A 15235-nucleotide genomic window follows, 5' to 3' on the forward strand; every position below is an offset into this window, starting at 1 on the left:
GGTGCCTTACGCGATCTTCTTGTGGGCCTGTGATTGCGGCGTGGCGTTGGCGGCCTGCATCAGCGTTCGCACGATGGCGCGGCGCGCGAGCTCGATCTTGAAACCGTTATGGGCCTGGGCTCTTGCGCTCTGCAGCAGGAGATCCGCAGCGCGGGAGAAATGCTCCGTTGTTGCCGCCTGGCCGCGCAAGGCCGTTTCGGCCTCAAGGCTGCGCCAGGGTTTGTGGGCCACGCCGCCGAGCGCGACGCGCGCCTCTCTGATCGCGTTGCCGTCCAGTTCGAGCGCAGCCGCAACCGAGACCAGGGCGAAGGCATAGGACAGCCGGTCGCGGATCTTCAGATAGCTGTAGTTGCGGGTAAAGCCGCGCGGCGGCAGTTCGATCGCCGTGATGATCTCGTCGGCCTCGAGATTGGTATCGAGATGAGGCGTGTCGCCAGGAAGCCGGTGGAAGTCGGTCAGCACGATCGTACGTTCGCCGGACGGGCCTGCGACGTGCACGAGCGCGTCAAGTGCGGCCAGCGCCACGCTCATGTCGGACGGATTGGTCGCGATGCAGGAGGCGCTTGTGCCGACGATCGCATGGTTGCGGTTGAGGCCGTCGATCGCCGAGCAGCCGCTGCCGATGGTTCGCTTGTTGCAGGGCGTCGTCGTGTCATAGAAGTAGGCGCAACGCGTCCGTTGCATCAGATTGCCGCCGACGGAGGCCATGTTGCGCAATTGCGCCGATGCTCCGGCCAGGACGGCGCTGGCGAGCAGCGGGTAGCGCTGCTCGATCAGCGGATGGTAAGCAAGATCCGAGTTCGGCACCAAGGCACCGATGCGCAGGCCTCCGTCGGCTGTCTCCTCGATCTTGCGGAGCGGCAGGCGGGAGATGTCGATCAGCCGGGAGGGCGCTTCGACATTCTCCTTCATCAGGTCGATCAAATTGGTGCCGCCGGCGATGAGCTTGGCGCCGGGATGAGCGGTGAGCAGGAGGATCGCATCGGCGACGTCGCTGGCGCGGGAATACTGGAAATTGATCATGGCCGCCCCATTGCCTGCTGGATGGCGGCGACGATGTTCGGATAGGCGCCGCAGCGGCAGAGATTGCCGCTCATCAGCTCCCGGATCTCGTCAGAATCTTTGGCGCGGCCTTCGGCCAGGAGCCCGGCCGCGGAACAAATCTGTCCGGGCGTGCAATAGCCGCACTGGAAGGCGTCGTGATCAATAAAGGCCTGTTGCAGGGGATGCATCGCGCCGTCTTTGGCAATTCCTTCGACCGTAGTGATCTCCGCGCCGTCCTTCATGACGGCGAGCGTCAGGCAGGAATTGACCCGCCGCCCGTCGACCAGCACGGTGCAGGCGCCGCATTGACCGTGATCGCAGCCTTTCTTGGTCCCAGTCAGCGCGAGATGGTCGCGCAGGGCGTCGAGAAGTGTGGTCCAGGGCACGAGGTCAAGCGTGCGCCTGTTACCATTGACGATGAGATTGATCGGAATGCGGTCGGGAATTTGATTTGCGGCATCGGCCATGTCTCTTCCCCTGAGATGAAGGCCCAGCCGAGTAGTTGCATATGCTGACGCGAGTGCGCGTCGTCTCCGCTGGCCAATAGCGCCCAACGGACGGCCAGCGGCTTGGTTCCATGCCGGGAATCCCTTCCATTGATGAAACCGTAAGCGCCTTGCCCCGCCGAGTGCCCCATGCCAACGTGAGGTGGCGGGATGGCCACTCTTGGCCGCAGAGCGGTTCTTCAGTGTGAATCGTAACCCCTGGAAAGGGCTAGGAGCGAAAGGCTTCCCCGTGGTTACGACTTTTGCCCTGCTAACTCGCTGGTTGCGCAACCCGCAGGTCGATCAGCTGAGCTTCACCCACAACCCGCGGCCACCGAGGGCCTAACCAAAGTAACCAATCTGACTTTGGCAGGTGCATTGCCGCATTGTCCGGATTCCGCGACAGTGCCCTTGCGAAGAGCGGGCGCGGATATTGCGTGCGGTTCTCGATGAGGTCTGTGAAAGCGTTTCTCGAGACCAGACCTGCACCCGCACCCACGTGGCCTCAAAGATTTTGGAGGCTGCCACGAGAGGTGACACCTCACCGGATGACCTCAGGCAGGTCGGTCGCCAAGCCCTCTCGGATGCGCCGACGATGTGGCGGTAGTTGCGGAGGGCAGCGGGGCTGAATTTCCAAGTCACTGTCCTGGAGATTCCTGGTGAGCTATCCCGACGGCTTCGCTGATGGCGGAGTTCAAACGTGATATGGCGATATTGGCCACTAGCGAGCAGGAATGGACAGAGCGCACCAAACGGCTGGCGTCGCGGGTGCCTAACTTGGACATTTTTCCCAAGGACTGTTGAGCGAACAGGCGGTGGCTGGCGAATCACCGACAACGGACGCGCCGCGCTCGAATTCGTGGAAGCGCCCCTGGCCGCTGGGATCTGACGACGACGGAGAGGGCTTGGCTCCGCTGTCGCTACCGCTTGAGAGGGGCGGCGTCGGCGCGGACGCCGTCAGCGTCGACGCGCCGACGCGCTCCCGATGACGTACGCGAGCAGATCAAATACCCGGGGCGTTACGGGCAACGCATCCGGTCCCCGACGAAGCTCGCGGCGGTCGGTCTCCAATGCGTGGCCCTCAAAAGAGATAGAGCAAGATCGCTCCCGTCTGGCACGAGGGAATGTAGTATAGGGTGCGACGCAAAAAATAAGTCGCTGGTGAGAAAAAATGTGGGCGCGGTGTCAAGCGCGCTCCGATCTGCCACGGCAAGGTCGCCCCGTGGGTGGTCACTCCGGGAGATCGCGATGAGCACGAGTTATACTGCCCGGGATCGGCGCAGACGTCAGTGTCGACGCAGCGGCCCCTCCAACTTTCTTAAAGTGCTTTTGACGCTTTTTATGCTTGGCGTATCCGCCAGACCTTGCGAGCGACGCTGGACGACGTAAGCGACCTGGAGCTCTGGGATATCGGGGCAACTAGGGGCGCGCGATCGAATATCTCGTTCGAATGAATCCCTCGACCAACCCACGCGGCCTCTGAGGCCAATCCGAGGCTCCTTCGATTGGCAGTCGCTTGTCTACTGGTGGCCCATGGTCGAACTTATAGCGCTGCGTCGATTATCAGCATTTGACCGGCAGCCGACGCCGCGGACCTAACGGCAGCGCTGTCAGGTCTTGGCCTTTCACTAGCGGTGCCGCTACATGTGCAGAGGGGGGAGGCCGGAAGTTTGCAGCCGAGCGTTAGACAACGCTTTCAACCCGAAGCGGTCATTTTTGGCCGAAGCGATCCTCGACCTCCACGGGGAAGTTCAGGTTTGAGGGACGCATCCTTACCCATGTGTCACCTAGACGCGCCTGGACCTGCATCGACTTAGGAACGAAGGGTAAGGGGGGCGGTTGCAGACAAACTTCAACAGGAGAAGACAACTATGAAGTTTGGCAAGATCGCGCTTGCAGCTGCGTTTATGTTCGGATCGATCGCTGCCGCCTCGGCGCAGGGTGGGGCTGGCGGCGGAGCCGGCGGCGCGGGTGGTGCAGGCGGAGGGGCGGGTGGAACTGGGGCAGGAGCCGGCGCGGGCGCTGGATCGGGCGGAGCCGGTGCTGGATCGGGCGGCGGTGGCAATTCTCCAGCAGCGGCTAGTGGTCAAGGCGCTTCGAGCAGCCCTGGGTCGGCCAATCCCGGCGCGACCATGAATGACCCAAAGATGAAGGGGAAGTAATTCGAAATCGAACGGCCCGCTGGATTTAATGCCAGCGGGCCCGGACTGGGATCCGTTCTGTCTGGATCAGGACGCGATATCTTAGAACGTTTGGTGACAGAGCAGCCTTCTCTTCGCCTCGCGGCCGGCGCTGGAGTTCGTTAATGCCTGCTCCAGGTAGAGGGCCCTCTTCGCCGAGGTCCAGACGGGGATGTAAAGGGTGCTGATTGTTGCGCGAAGCGCCACCACGCTACGTGAGCTACCAAAGCGTCGTCCTGTTTCCTGATTCCGAACGCGTCGACCAAGTGAACCCGCGATGGTGAGTTCCTCGAACGCGTTTGCCCTCCCTCTGACGGAAAACGCCCCGCCAAGCCCGCGCATTGAACGCCGCCTCGTCAGTATTCGTAACCCGCCGCTCTACATCGAGGTCCTGCTTGATGGGCGGCAATCCCTGCCTTGTGACGGCTGCGAATTCAATCCACCGCGCTCGAGGTACGCGTCCACGCGCATGACAAGATCGCGAGCCAGGTCGGCGAGATGTATGACTTCTTCGCGAAGGCCAAGACGACCAACTGGTTTGTCGTCAAGATTGGCGCCTGGATCGCCGGCGCCCTCGGCTTTATCGCGGTGCTGCTGATGATCACTGCGAACGGAGCGAAGCTGCTGAGGCGTTGACGTCCGCTTGTGGCGCAAGCAGACATGTCGATAGTTCAATTTCGTGCCGGCAAGTGACCCATAGCCTATACAGGCTGGTCTCAGCACGTTCCGGTTGCCGGCCTGCTAAAGCTTGCAGAATTGCCAAGACTTACGAAGACTTGCTCGCCGGGCCCAGCGAATCCGCACCATCCAAGACGCAGCAGAGAGACCGGTTAGGAACTGCGACGACTAACCTGTGTTAATCGGCAATGCCTAGATACTTCTTCAACGTTCATGGCACCGAGCCGAGCACCGATGACGCGGGAGAGCATTTTCGGGACGACGAAAGGGCGTGGCATAACGCTACGATCTTTGCTGGCGAAGTCTTGAGGGATATCAACGGGAGGTTTCGCCCGGGGCAAAAATGGTCGCTTGAGGTCACAGACGAAGCCGGCAAGCCGATCTTCTTCATCAACATTGGATCTAGAAAAATGAAATAGAGCGCCTCAGTTACTGGATTCGGGGGCAACACTTTCCGGGTTGCACGTTACGCGAACGGCTTCTATTTCCCTGTGCCGGTCTGGATACTCGAACCGGTAGTCTGCTCACTACCCGGTTGGCCCGGGGGATGCGCAGAAGCGGCCGGCTTCTCCTGATCGGTCACGTATCCGGACGCTCCGGAGTTGCGTGTCTTGACCCCTTTGGCCGCATCACGCTGCATCTGCTCGTTGGGTTCGCTGGCCTTGAGCTCCTTATCTACATCACCGTGCATCTCCTCCTTGGTTTGCTCACTGGGCGCCGCCTTTTGCTCCTGTGCCGTTGCATGGAAGGTGATCGCGCTTCCGGCAACTACAATCATCGCGAGAATTACTGTTCGCATGCTTCTCCTCCATTGCGTTGCCCCGGTCCCGCTAAACGCGCGAACTTCCCAATCTTTCCTAGCTCCGATTGCTATTTTAATAGGTGCCCTTTGCGATCGAAGTGGATTGCGCTCAATGCCTCCTATCGGCCCTCAGCTGCTTCACCATTTGCATGCGCTGATGTCGGCTTGCGGGGGGGCGAGCGGACCGAGGACGAAGATCGCCGCGACACCCGCATGTGACCCGAAGCAGACGATCGGCCCCATTTCCCTTCTCCTGTGCTGATGGACTTTCTGCCGGCGGCGAGGCCGCTTCTCGATGGACCGATCAATCGCAAGTTTGAACATCGTTCGATCGCCTCATTAACTCCCGGAACCAAGAGGTGTGTTGTGCGTTGCCGCGCTGCTCGTGAAATTTACGTCGTTGAACCTAGTCGCCTTTGCTGGGCGAATTAGGACGGAACGCCGGGCGAGTAGCGCAGATGCTTCGTATCCGAGTCGTGATAGCAGATCGTCGTCCGATCGTTTTGCAGGGTTTTGCGACGCTATTTGCGGCGGAGCGTGACTTCGAGATCATTGCGTCGTGCATTAGTGGAGCTGGCTGCCTCGAGGCATTTCGGAAGTTGAAGCCAGATGTCGCGCTTGTGGAGGACGGATTTCCTGACGTGACGGCTTCTGAAATGCTCGCCGCCGTCAATGCCGAAAACATTCCCACACGGCTGGTCTTCTACACGGCATCCATTGCGCGTGGGGATCTTGCTGCCGCAATCGCAGCGGGTGCCTGCACTGCAATTCCGATGCGCGAGGAGCCCGAAACCTTGATGCAGTCCCTGAGGCTGGTGGCGCCGACCGCGGACCGGGCGGCTGCTCGCAAGGCGGGCAATGCCGCGTTTGGCGAAAAAGGGCTGGCAGCGCTAACGGACCAGGAGCGCAAGATCATGCGTCTGGTCGCCTGCGGAATGTCGGACAAGGAGCTTGCGCGCCAGCTTAAGATCCCCACAGTCACCGTCCAGGCGCGAATCAATCACATATCTGCGCAGCTTGAGATCAAAAACCGGACGGAGCTCGCAACGTTCGTCCTGTCGCGCCTTTATGGTGGGATGGGCGCGCTTGCAGCTCTGATCTGGGCAGCGCTAGATGACGTTCAATCCGCGGGCGCGACCGCAGTCGGTCAAGCGTATACCGATAGTGTCACGGTAATGGCCGCAGACGGCACCGGCGCGGCCTTGACCATCAAAATCACCTCCCAAAAAACTACCGCTATTTCGGGCAAAACGGCCAAAGCCGGGGGCAATGCCGGCCGCGATGAGGATTCTGGAGCTGATAGCCCGACGCGGGCCAAGCTCATCGAATCCCGTGCCGATATTGCCGCCAGCACGATCACATTGCCGACACCCACCCCTCTAAGGCTGGGCCTGAGCAGCTTTGGCACGTTCGTATTGATGGCGGTCGGGGTCTCGATATACGAACTCCTTGCCAGCCCGGCGCAGGCATTCACTTTTTCCGATAGCCCGAGCGATTTCTTTGCATCGGATGCCGCAAACGCTACCGGCCAATTTGCCGCCCTCAATACGGCTGGCGACGTCGATCCGAACCTCAATGGCTTCGACAAGCTGACCTGGCTCAATCCCGAAATGCACAGTGAATCATTCGCCTTCGAGGGAGCCCGAGGCGATACTGTCGGCAGAGGCGACGAACTCCAGATCACAGATGCAGCCGCGAGCGAGGATAGCGTCAGCGGCAGCGGCAACCCTCACGTTGGAGCCGGTGCCATCGACGCTCTCATCGATCATGGCGGCTTCGAACAGGCGGGCAGAACGGACACGCCGAGGAATGCCGAATACGGCACAACACAGGCGACCGAAGTAGACGGATCCGATCATGGACAATTGCAGCGTGATTTGTATGTTTCGGAGCAAGGCGCCACAGCTGGCAAGCCGCATGCCGAGCGCGAGCCGCCGGGACAGGATCCAACTCAAAGGCAATCGCAGCGTGACTTGCATGTTTCGGAGGAAGGCGCCGCAAAAGGCAAGCCACATGCCGAGCACGAGCCACCGGAACACGAACACAATCGTGGACAATTGCATCGCGAGGTAGACGCTTCAAACGACGACGCCACAGTCGGCAAGAAGCATGTCAAGAATGATGCACTGGGTAGCCATGCCAATTCCATCCAATCGCAGCGTGACTTGCAGGAGCCGCATTCAAACGCTTCTAAAAATCTGCATGCGGGGCCGAGCCAGAACGCTGGCAGCAACCACCAAGCTACCGATGACTCCGGTCCGGCACAAACGGCAGCTGCGCCCGAGCCCGGAGATTCCTTTCATTTCAAGAATGATATAGCAGAGGCCAAAGATTCAGATCATTTTGAGGATGGCCATGGGCTCGATTCGGTTGAATATGGTTTGCACGATGCCGGAAATAGTGGAATGGCACTGATCAACGATGCAAACCTGTTCGGCCCTTCCCTCGCGGAGCAAAGCGCAGTTGCTCACGCAAGAGGCGAACATCATTTCACGTATGATTTGTCTGTGTAGCTGACTCGACGAGCCAGCGATCGATCCGCGCTGCCCCGGCAATCGGCCTGCCGTGATGACGACTGGCGTCGTCAGTAGAGCTCGATATCGACGCGCCCGTGGTACGGCTTGGCCCACTAGGATTCGATGACGACGAGACCGCTCTCGAGATGCTTCTTGCGGTCGGCTTCGGGCAGTGACTGCCATTTGCGAACATCAACGGCAGGGAAATCCCCGTCGAACCGCTCCGGCTTTTCCGGCGACACCGAGACGTGCCCCAGTTTCGTGTCCACTTCCCGAAAGCCACGGCCGAGATCGTTGGCGAAGATCTTCAGCTCCGCCTTGATGGCTTCGATCCGCGTGGTGGTCGATGAGATTTTCTTGCGAAGACGAAGCGCCTCGAGACAGAGCTCCAGGCGCTTCTTAATTTAGCATCGGGTTCGATCGCGGGCATGGCGGGTCCTGACGCGCGGAACGCGGAACGAGGGCCGCGCGTCTGAAATGTTCCGTAATAACGAAGAGTTTCTGTCCGGCCCCACAGGCAGGCCCATAGCGTACAGGCGAGGAACAACCGAAATCAGCAGGCGTTCAAGTAGAGCCTTCCACGAGAGAGGGTATTGATCCGGCCTCAGCATATGCCCCCCGGTGCCGCTGAGGCCGTTTCTTTTTCGTAGTGTCGGCGTGAGTTGCGTATTGGGCGAAGCGTACCAAAAGGAGTCTGGCTGAAGAGCTGCAAGCTCTGTCAATGCCGGGCTTCATCAGTCCTCAATTGGCGACCCTGAAGACGAAAGCACCTTCAGGATCCCAGTAGATTCACGAGATCAAATACGACGGCTACCGCATCCAGCTGCGCGTCGACGGCGACGACCGCCGGGCTTACATGCGGAATGGGTTCGACTGGACGCACAAGTCCTCCACCGCTGCGGGTGCCTTCGACATCCCAGGTCAGGCGATCGTAGACGGGGAGGTCGTTGTCATCCATGAGGACCGGACCAACTTCTCCGAGCTGCAGGCCGACCTCGGGAAAGGCGATCAAGATCGGTTACTGTACTTCGCCTTCGATCTCCTCTGGCTCGACGGCCAGGATCTTCGCAAGCTATCCCAGCTTGCCCGCAAAGAACTGCTGAAGGAGCTGATCGAGGGCAACAAGCTGGAGAAGCCCGTTTTCTACAGCGAACATCACGAGGGCGACGGCCGCGCGATGTTCGAAGCCGCCAGCAAGCTCAACTACGAGGGCATTATCTCGAAAAGGGTGGACGCGCCGTACCGCTCGGACCGCGTCGAGGTCTGGCAAAAAATCAAGGCAGTCCAGCGCGAGAAATTTGCTGTGGTCGGATTCGTCAAGGATCCATCCGGCGTCGCTGCCCTTTACCTCGGCAAGAAGGAGGGCAAAGAATTGCGGTATATGGGGAAGGTTGGGACCGGCTGGAGCCGAACGAAGTCAGCAGAGATCCGCAAGGCATTGGAAACGGTCGTCAGCCCGAAGACAAAACTCACCAAACCCGTCAGGAAGCCCAGGGCTATCTGGGTCGAGCCAACGTTCTATGCCGATGTGCAGTATCGGGACATCACATCGGAAGGGCTGTTGCGCGCCAGCTCCTTCAAAGGACTTAGTCGCAAATAGGAACGGTGGCTGCCGGACGACGTTTTGTCGTCATGTATATGGGCAGCATGATCGAGGACTCGTTCAACATTGCCTGGGGCTTCCTTGAGAGGTCAGGGGAGCTTGGCGAAGTTGATGCATGCACGAGCTTTCTGGTTCGGTTCATTGAAGAGGAGATCAGAGGCGGCGAGCGTCGACCCATGATGATCGCCAATCGCGCGATCGACGCGTATCGCGCCAAGGCTCTGAGAGCTGCATCGGTTGAAAAGGCGCGGAGCCTTTGGATTGCCTGATAAGGCTGCCGTCGTGTGTAAGAGGCGCGCGCTGTGCTTGCGACGAGAGCGAGGCCCGCGCGCACTTTTCTCACGGGGGTTGACGTGAACAACGAAGAGCGTGCGTCGCTGCTCTTCCTTGTCGATCTCGGGATAGCGGTGTCGCTAGCCGGACTCATCGTGACAATCCTGATGTTCGTAGTAGGATCGATATGACCAATCCTAAATGTCCGGTCTGCTTCGGCATTGGCTTCGTATGTGAAAACCATCCGCAGCGGGCATGGAGCGAGATATTCGGCTGTCCGTGCGGAGCCGGCATGCTTTGCAAATGCAATCACGGTGACAGAGTCGAGCCTGTCGCGAGCGGCGTACTGGTCGAGATCATGGAGAATCCGACCACCAAGCATCGACTCCGTTGACGCGGGTTCGCCAAACAATCTCCTGGAGCGTAAGGCCACCAACGGAGGCCTTATTTTTCTTCCAAGGCGCGAATATCGTCCAGGAGCTCCGCCTCGATCTCCCGAATGTGCTCCGCCGTCGGGCCTTGCGCAAAGTCCTTGGCGAGCTTTCGGCAGCGCTCCAGGCGCTCTCGCAATATCCACGCGTCCCGCTCTCGGTTCATGGGATACAGATTAGCCATCGTTACACCTTCCGAAGGTCCAAAAGTGCACTGCCGATTAGGTGAAACTGTAGCGGCCTTACATCAAGCCCCACGTTGCGCGGAATTGTCTCAGGCCGCGCCGCGCAGGGGAAGTGCGAGTTGTTCTTCGAGAGAGCGCGTGCTGTTCGCATTGATGAAAGCTCGCAGCGCTGGTGAGACTTCCAGCCCTTGACTGCCGACGCGTTGCGCGAGCTCGTCGGCAAGGTCCGACGTCGCATCCCTGGATCTGCCTTCGATCGCGTTGAACGCAACGATACGAATGGGATAGGCGTAATTGCCGGACAGAATGTCCCGGATGATCGTCTCCCGGTCGGTGTCATCCTCATCCGTCTCGCGCCAGGCGCAGCCTGCACGCGCGCCGAAGTCCTCCAGCACCAGATAGATATCGCGGTCGAGCCGATCAGCCGGGACAATCGAGGGCGATGGACGCATACACTACTCCGATACTACGTGGCGGAGAGACGGCCCCGGCTGCAGGTGGGTACAAGGGTTAGTTCGGGGCCGCTCCGCCAGCTCGGCGGCGAGCCGGCGACGACTCAAATGTCAGCGCGCCAATGTCGTTCCTTTTGGGCGCGAGGCGCTCGCTAAAGAAACGGTCCCAGCACCCCTACATGCCGGGACCGTTGGAGGCCTTGGCGGTATGAGGATCGCCAAGCACCTCGAGCCTAGGAAAAGTAGGCAATCTGTTCTGTTCACTTTTGAACATTGGCCATAGGGTTCTGTTGGCGGGACCGGAGTAGCTGCAATGAAAGATATGCAGGCTCAGTTGGAAAAGCGCCGCAAAGATGCGGCCGAGTGTGCGCTGATCCGAGATCTGGCGACCGATCGAAAGAAGCGAGAACTGTTTACTTGGCTGGCAGATCACCTGAGCGTGCTCGCCGCCGAGGTCGAGCGTGCGGTTGCGGAGCGCATGAAACGCAAACAGGTGAATATTTCTCCACACCCACGAGCGGCAGTCGCTCGCGCTCGTTTGTTACAGGTCGCAAAAAAATGGCCCCAGCACAACTAGATGCCGGAGCCATTGGAAGCCTTGGCGGTTAAGGGGGCGCCAAGGTGTACAAAATGTCTAGGAAGATTCGGCAATCAGGTCTGTATGCCTTCCGACATAGGCGGCGCCACTTGTGCCGCACTGCACACCAAGAACCACAATGCCGATAAAGCTTCTCGTTCAGGTTGACATTTGATGTTGCGGGAACTTCCGGCACTTCGCTACATTGGTGCTGCCCAATCGTAAGCTGTCGTCGGATTCGAGGATCTGTCGTTGAACCGGGAATTGAAGGAATTCCGCCGGCTCGAACGTGCGTGCAGAAAGCACGCAGCGATTGCTTCATTCGAACTTGAGCGCGAGGGTCTTCTCAAGGTGGCCGAGGATTACCGGAAAGCTATCGAAGCTTTGCAGCGCCATTCCACCGCGGACACTCGCCCGTAAATTGCCAAGGAAGGCCCCGCCACCGTGAACCGGCGAGCGCTGTCACAGGCCTGTGGCACGACCATTGCTCAATTGAAACCAACTGGGATTTCAGGGCTCAGTTTGAGGATAAATGCTGCCGGGACGTGTATTTCGAGCCCGGCAGCGTTCTAATTTGAGACGAATGGAACACCCGCCGGCGGGAATCGGCGGTAATGAGGCTCCGCCGACTTTAGCTAGGAACCTCCGCGCTGAGCGCCGAACCGGAGTCCGATTCGCGAAGGAAGTCCGCCTCGGTCGCAGCGCGTTCCCGCGGAGAGGCCCTCTCTACCGGGCGAGAAGATCCTCGCCAGACGGAAGCAGCTTACATACGTGCCGCTCTCGTGGAGTATCAGCCAACCACGATCAACTGCGTACCGAATGCCGGCACCGAACTCGCTGCCGCTAGCCTTCAGCGTGAAAGGGAAGGGTGCGTTGATGCGCTCGATATAGATGCGGCCGTCCTGGATCGCCTCGATGCTCGCGGCGAGCTCGACGAGCTTCCGCGCGGCCGCCTCCGGGGCGGCGTAGGGGCGCTCAGCGGTAAACTTTGTCACGCGGTGCGAGGCCCAATGCTCGAAGAGTTTGCGTGCAGCGTGGTGCGATCCCCAGTGATCGCTTCCACGTAGTCGTCAATCGCATCAATTAGCGGGGGCGTATGGCCGAGCGTCCACTTCTATATGAGATAGGTGCGAAGCCGATCCAACTCGACGAGTTCAGCTTTGACAGCCTCAGTCCGAGCAGCTTCACTGCGCTGCCGTTCGCGCCCTTCGTGCCATACCTTCGCGGCCGCTCTATTCTCAGCTTTGGTCATGCCGCAAAGATAGCGGCGAGTCGGCGCGCCTGAACAGCCGCAGGGTCTTGTGGGATACGGGTGCGTCGGTCGCAACTGGTTGGTCAATACACTCAATAGTTCGGATGAATGAGCTTTGCTCTAATTTCGAAATACCGAAAATTGCGCTTGTGCCGTCGGGCAAAACAGGAGTTTATAGGCCGCTGGCTCTAACGGTTTGAGAGGAACCAGCCATGGCGGATGAAGTGGAAGGCACTTCCGAGCTGTCGAAGATTGCCAAGCTCAACGGAGACTTCCGGAAGAATTACGGCCTATTGCTTGGCGCGATTCTGTATCTGCGCTCGATCAGCGCGACGCGCAGGGCTTCCCACTGGGGAGGACTAATCGTGGCCCTTGCGACAGCCGTTCTGACCTGGATGGCGAAGAAGTATGGATGGACATGGAGCCCATCATGAAGACGTGAATTTGTCGATCTGGCCGGGCCGTTCTAGGTTGCACGAGCGCGATGCGTTGGAGCCTCGGTCGATGGTCAATGCACTCGTTCCGCACAAAATCTGGCTGCCAAAGGCACAGCGGGCACGTCGTGCAGCCCAGTATGTTAGGATGTCGACCGACTACCAGGAATATTCAATCGTGAATCAGATGGCGGCAATCGCCGCGTACGCGCAGAGATCCGAGTTGGAGATCGTGCGGACCTACCGTGACGACGCCAAAAGCGGGCTTCATATCAAGAATAGAAAGGGTCTCTTAGATCTGATCGACGACGTTCAGTGTGGGCGCGCGGACTTTGGCTACATACTTGTCTACGACGTCAGCCGTTGGGGGCGTTTCCAGGACATCGATGAGAGCGCCTATTATGAGTTCTTGTGCAAGCGTAACGGTGTGCGCGTTGAGTACTGTGCAGAGCTGTTCAAGAACGACAGCAGCTTTGTTTCGAGCATGGCGAAAAACCTAAAGCGAGGCATGGCGGCCGAATGGAGCAGGGAACGATCCGAAAAGGTTTACGCTGGAGCATGCCACGTGGCTCGAATGGGTTTTCGTTTAGGAGGACGCCCCGGCATCGGTCTGCGCAGGGAGTTGATTGATTCGACCGGACGCTCCCGCGGCGTGATGCAAAACGGTGAAAGAAAATTCCTCCAAACAGATCGAGTCATTCTACGGCCAGGACCGCCGGAGGAGGTCGAATTAGTCCGCTCGATCTTCCGGCAATTTGTGATCGATCAGAGGGGGGAGACCAAAATAGCGCGGCGGCTAAATACCGCCGGCATCAAGTGCCCAACAGGCCGCCCCTGGTCTGAAGGGATTATCCGTTACATGCTAGCGAACGAGAACTATATCGGCAATTTGCTTTACGACCGGCATACATGTCGACTTCGAGAGTACAACAAACCAAACCCACCCGAGCGCTGGATACGCAAAGTCGGTGCGTTCGAGTCCGTCATTAGTCCCGAGCTGTTCGCGAAAGCGCGGGCGATTATCGCTGCTCGTAAGAGTACCAAAGGGCTCTCTAACGAAGAGATGCTAAAGCGACTTAGGCTTTTGTTGAAGAAAAAGGGGCGGCTTAGCAGCGAAGTCATACGAGATGCGCCAGGCGTACCGAGCCCTGGTCTTTTTCTTTTTCGCTTTGGTTCCTTGCGGAATGCATATCGATTGATTGGCTATGTCTCGTCCCGAGATTGTCAGTACATCGACTCGCGCGAAGATCGTCATGCCATGATTGAAGAGCACGCTGTGAAACTCGGAGCAGCTCTAGCAGTTTTGGGTGAAGACATCAGGTACGATCAAGTCCATAGAACCCTGGCGATACGAGGTCTCCTCGTTTCGTTGCGCGTAGCCCGCAGTACTCACGACGGCAACGAAAGGCACTCTCCGACTTGGACGGTCGAGCACGGCCAACATTTGCCTCCTGGAGTAATCGTCGGCATCAGGCTCGACGCCTCAAATCTCGCGGTGCGCGACTACTTTTTGATGCCTGCATCGAAACTTGTCGATCGCCTAAGGTTCACCGAAATGAGCGCCAAACGTTACGGCCTGCGCTGGTTTAGCTCAGTCGACGACATCGTTCCGGCGATCAAGAGGCACCTCGGAGCCACTGAACGTAAGGCGAAGGGAAATGATCGAATTGGCTCCTCTCCGGGCGAGAGTGAATAGGCATTGAATGAGGAGCCGGTGCTTGGCTCGGATGGTGCCCCGGTGGCCGGGGCGCCACGTCCCGCCCTGAAAAGGGAACACCTAGTTATTGCTTCCAGATGTTTCTGGTGGTGTTAGTGCTGAAGCATATACCATGGTCAGCGCTGAGCGGCGGTGTCCTTAGGATCGAAGCCGACGACGACAGCCGAAAGTCCTTGCCCGCGCTGAGGCCGGTATCGGCCAGCGTGTTCGACACAATTGAGATTGCCGGTCCGCACAGCGTTTCGCAGGTGTAATCGGCGAGAATCCAGACGGTCGGAGCGCCTCCGAGCCAATGCTGCAATGGCGCGCTGCGCTCGTTCAGGTCGCTCATCGGAGTTTGCAGGGGCAGCTGCGCATTAAGGCGAGGCGCAAGGACAACCTGTTCAAGCTGCGAGCTGGAAAGGCCCGCCTGGGCGGGGAGCGGCATCGCGACCAACCTCGTGAGCGTCAAAAGCCATCCAGCGATCTGCCCGCGGGGCTGCCTTGTGGGTTTGTAGATCCAGCACGGGAAATGCAAGATGTGCCTCATATCCTGCAATCATTGGAACGAACCGGCGCGCTAGGTAATGGTTCCAAGGCGCCGCATCTCAGGATCGACGGAGCCTC

The 15235-nt window shown here is 59.1% G+C and carries 17 protein-coding genes and 1 pseudogene; 11 read left to right on the forward strand and 7 right to left on the reverse strand.

Translation table 11 applies throughout. The features are described 5' to 3' along the window. Positions 1 to 6: 6 nt before the first annotated feature. Together NLM25_RS18635 and NLM25_RS18640 are read right to left on the reverse strand one after the other, a co-directional pair. The gene (locus NLM25_RS18635; RefSeq protein ID WP_254118352.1) at positions 7 to 1023 is read right to left on the reverse strand and encodes a xanthine dehydrogenase family protein subunit M; all 1017 of its coding nucleotides are present in this window, start codon (positions 1021 to 1023) and stop codon (positions 7 to 9) included. Then, positions 1020 to 1511, reverse strand: coding sequence for a (2Fe-2S)-binding protein (locus NLM25_RS18640; protein WP_254118353.1), 492 nt, complete (start codon positions 1509 to 1511; stop codon positions 1020 to 1022). The genes NLM25_RS18635 and NLM25_RS18640 overlap by 4 nt, the downstream gene beginning before the upstream one ends. Before the next feature lie 412 nt (positions 1512 to 1923). Between NLM25_RS18640 and NLM25_RS44145 the strand changes: the two genes are divergently transcribed. From NLM25_RS44145 to NLM25_RS44460, 4 genes and pseudogenes are all read left to right on the forward strand, one after another. Continuing rightward, entirely contained in the window at positions 1924 to 2136 is a 213-nt protein-coding gene (locus NLM25_RS44145) for a hypothetical protein (RefSeq protein ID WP_254124278.1), read from the forward strand. An 18-nt stretch (positions 2137 to 2154) separates the two neighbouring features. Beyond that, positions 2155 to 2397, forward strand: a pseudogene (locus NLM25_RS18650) (hypothetical protein); the annotation flags it as partial. A gap of 1810 nt (positions 2398 to 4207) precedes the next feature. Then, positions 4208 to 4345 (forward strand): hypothetical protein, encoded by a 138-nt coding sequence (locus tag NLM25_RS18655; RefSeq protein WP_254118354.1) that lies wholly within the window; start codon positions 4208 to 4210, stop codon positions 4343 to 4345. A 230-nt stretch (positions 4346 to 4575) separates the two neighbouring features. Next, positions 4576 to 4806, forward strand: a complete 231-nt coding sequence (locus NLM25_RS44460; RefSeq protein WP_375166846.1) for a hypothetical protein — start codon at positions 4576 to 4578, stop codon at positions 4804 to 4806. A gap of 62 nt (positions 4807 to 4868) precedes the next feature. Here NLM25_RS44460 and NLM25_RS18660 read toward each other — a convergent pair whose 3' ends face one another. After that, positions 4869 to 5186 carry a hypothetical protein gene (locus NLM25_RS18660; protein ID WP_254118355.1) on the reverse strand — a complete coding sequence of 106 codons (318 nt, stop codon included), beginning with the start codon at positions 5184 to 5186 and terminating at the stop codon, positions 4869 to 4871. A gap of 461 nt (positions 5187 to 5647) precedes the next feature. Between NLM25_RS18660 and NLM25_RS18665 the strand changes: the two genes are divergently transcribed. After that, positions 5648 to 7702, forward strand: a complete 2055-nt coding sequence (locus tag NLM25_RS18665; RefSeq protein ID WP_254137907.1) for a response regulator transcription factor — start codon at positions 5648 to 5650, stop codon at positions 7700 to 7702. A gap of 116 nt (positions 7703 to 7818) precedes the next feature. Here NLM25_RS18665 and NLM25_RS18670 read toward each other — a convergent pair whose 3' ends face one another. Further along, the gene (locus NLM25_RS18670; protein ID WP_254118357.1) at positions 7819 to 7974 is read right to left on the reverse strand and encodes a hypothetical protein; all 156 of its coding nucleotides are present in this window, start codon (positions 7972 to 7974) and stop codon (positions 7819 to 7821) included. 527 nt (positions 7975 to 8501) lie between these two features. Between NLM25_RS18670 and ligD the strand changes: the two genes are divergently transcribed. Then, positions 8502 to 9305 (forward strand): non-homologous end-joining DNA ligase, encoded by an 804-nt coding sequence (gene ligD / locus NLM25_RS18675; protein WP_309143650.1) that lies wholly within the window; start codon positions 8502 to 8504, stop codon positions 9303 to 9305. Positions 9306 to 9310: 5 nt separating this feature from the next. After that, the gene (locus NLM25_RS18680) at positions 9311 to 9577 is read left to right on the forward strand and encodes a hypothetical protein (protein ID WP_254137908.1); all 267 of its coding nucleotides are present in this window, start codon (positions 9311 to 9313) and stop codon (positions 9575 to 9577) included. A gap of 448 nt (positions 9578 to 10025) precedes the next feature. Here the strand turns inward: NLM25_RS18680 and NLM25_RS18685 are convergent, their stop codons facing one another. Both NLM25_RS18685 and NLM25_RS18690 read right to left on the reverse strand, forming a co-directional pair. Then, positions 10026 to 10196 carry a hypothetical protein gene (locus tag NLM25_RS18685; protein WP_254118359.1) on the reverse strand — a complete coding sequence of 57 codons (171 nt, stop codon included), beginning with the start codon at positions 10194 to 10196 and terminating at the stop codon, positions 10026 to 10028. Between the two features lie 90 nt (positions 10197 to 10286). Beyond that, positions 10287 to 10649, reverse strand: a complete 363-nt coding sequence (locus NLM25_RS18690; RefSeq protein ID WP_254118360.1) for a hypothetical protein — start codon at positions 10647 to 10649, stop codon at positions 10287 to 10289. A gap of 313 nt (positions 10650 to 10962) precedes the next feature. Between NLM25_RS18690 and NLM25_RS18695 the strand changes: the two genes are divergently transcribed. From NLM25_RS18695 to NLM25_RS18715, 4 genes are all read left to right on the forward strand, one after another. Then, positions 10963 to 11226: a hypothetical protein gene (locus tag NLM25_RS18695; RefSeq protein WP_254141374.1), complete on the forward strand. Its 264-nt coding sequence runs from the start codon at positions 10963 to 10965 to the stop codon at positions 11224 to 11226. 252 nt (positions 11227 to 11478) lie between these two features. After that, complete coding sequence (locus NLM25_RS18700; protein ID WP_254137909.1) at positions 11479 to 11646, forward strand: hypothetical protein; 168 nt, start codon at positions 11479 to 11481, stop codon at positions 11644 to 11646. Positions 11647 to 12690: 1044 nt separating this feature from the next. Continuing rightward, on the forward strand, positions 12691 to 12912 hold the full coding sequence (locus NLM25_RS18710) for a hypothetical protein (protein ID WP_254118361.1): 222 nt from the start codon (positions 12691 to 12693) through the stop codon (positions 12910 to 12912). A gap of 70 nt (positions 12913 to 12982) precedes the next feature. Next, complete coding sequence (locus NLM25_RS18715) at positions 12983 to 14608, forward strand: recombinase family protein (protein WP_254118362.1); 1626 nt, start codon at positions 12983 to 12985, stop codon at positions 14606 to 14608. Between the two features lie 85 nt (positions 14609 to 14693). Here the strand turns inward: NLM25_RS18715 and NLM25_RS18720 are convergent, their stop codons facing one another. Further along, positions 14694 to 15056, reverse strand: a complete 363-nt coding sequence (locus NLM25_RS18720; protein WP_254118363.1) for a hypothetical protein — start codon at positions 15054 to 15056, stop codon at positions 14694 to 14696. Positions 15057 to 15235 lie beyond the last annotated feature (179 nt).

This window comes from Bradyrhizobium sp. CCGB01 (genome assembly GCF_024199795.1).
Classification (GTDB): Bacteria; Pseudomonadota; Alphaproteobacteria; order Rhizobiales; family Xanthobacteraceae; genus Bradyrhizobium.

Excerpts from the sequence above, each read along its gene's own strand:
- NLM25_RS18665 (WP_254137907.1), top strand. The coding sequence starts at position 5,648 with ATGCTTCGTATCCGAGTCGTGATAGCAGATCGTCGTCCGATCGTTTTG.
- NLM25_RS18685 (WP_254118359.1), bottom strand. The coding sequence starts at position 10,196 with ATGGCTAATCTGTATCCCATGAACCGAGAGCGGGACGCGTGGATATTG.
- NLM25_RS18715 (WP_254118362.1), top strand. The coding sequence starts at position 12,983 with ATGGTCAATGCACTCGTTCCGCACAAAATCTGGCTGCCAAAGGCACAG.
- NLM25_RS44460 (WP_375166846.1), top strand. The coding sequence starts at position 4,576 with ATGCCTAGATACTTCTTCAACGTTCATGGCACCGAGCCGAGCACCGAT.
- NLM25_RS18690 (WP_254118360.1), bottom strand. The coding sequence starts at position 10,649 with ATGCGTCCATCGCCCTCGATTGTCCCGGCTGATCGGCTCGACCGCGAT.
- NLM25_RS18635 (WP_254118352.1), bottom strand. The coding sequence starts at position 1,023 with ATGATCAATTTCCAGTATTCCCGCGCCAGCGACGTCGCCGATGCGATC.
- NLM25_RS18660 (WP_254118355.1), bottom strand. The coding sequence starts at position 5,186 with ATGCGAACAGTAATTCTCGCGATGATTGTAGTTGCCGGAAGCGCGATC.
- NLM25_RS18720 (WP_254118363.1), bottom strand. The coding sequence starts at position 15,056 with ATGCCGCTCCCCGCCCAGGCGGGCCTTTCCAGCTCGCAGCTTGAACAG.
- NLM25_RS18710 (WP_254118361.1), top strand. The coding sequence starts at position 12,691 with ATGGCGGATGAAGTGGAAGGCACTTCCGAGCTGTCGAAGATTGCCAAG.
- NLM25_RS18655 (WP_254118354.1), top strand. The coding sequence starts at position 4,208 with ATGTATGACTTCTTCGCGAAGGCCAAGACGACCAACTGGTTTGTCGTC.
- NLM25_RS18640 (WP_254118353.1), bottom strand. The coding sequence starts at position 1,511 with ATGGCCGATGCCGCAAATCAAATTCCCGACCGCATTCCGATCAATCTC.
- NLM25_RS18695 (WP_254141374.1), top strand. The coding sequence starts at position 10,963 with ATGAAAGATATGCAGGCTCAGTTGGAAAAGCGCCGCAAAGATGCGGCC.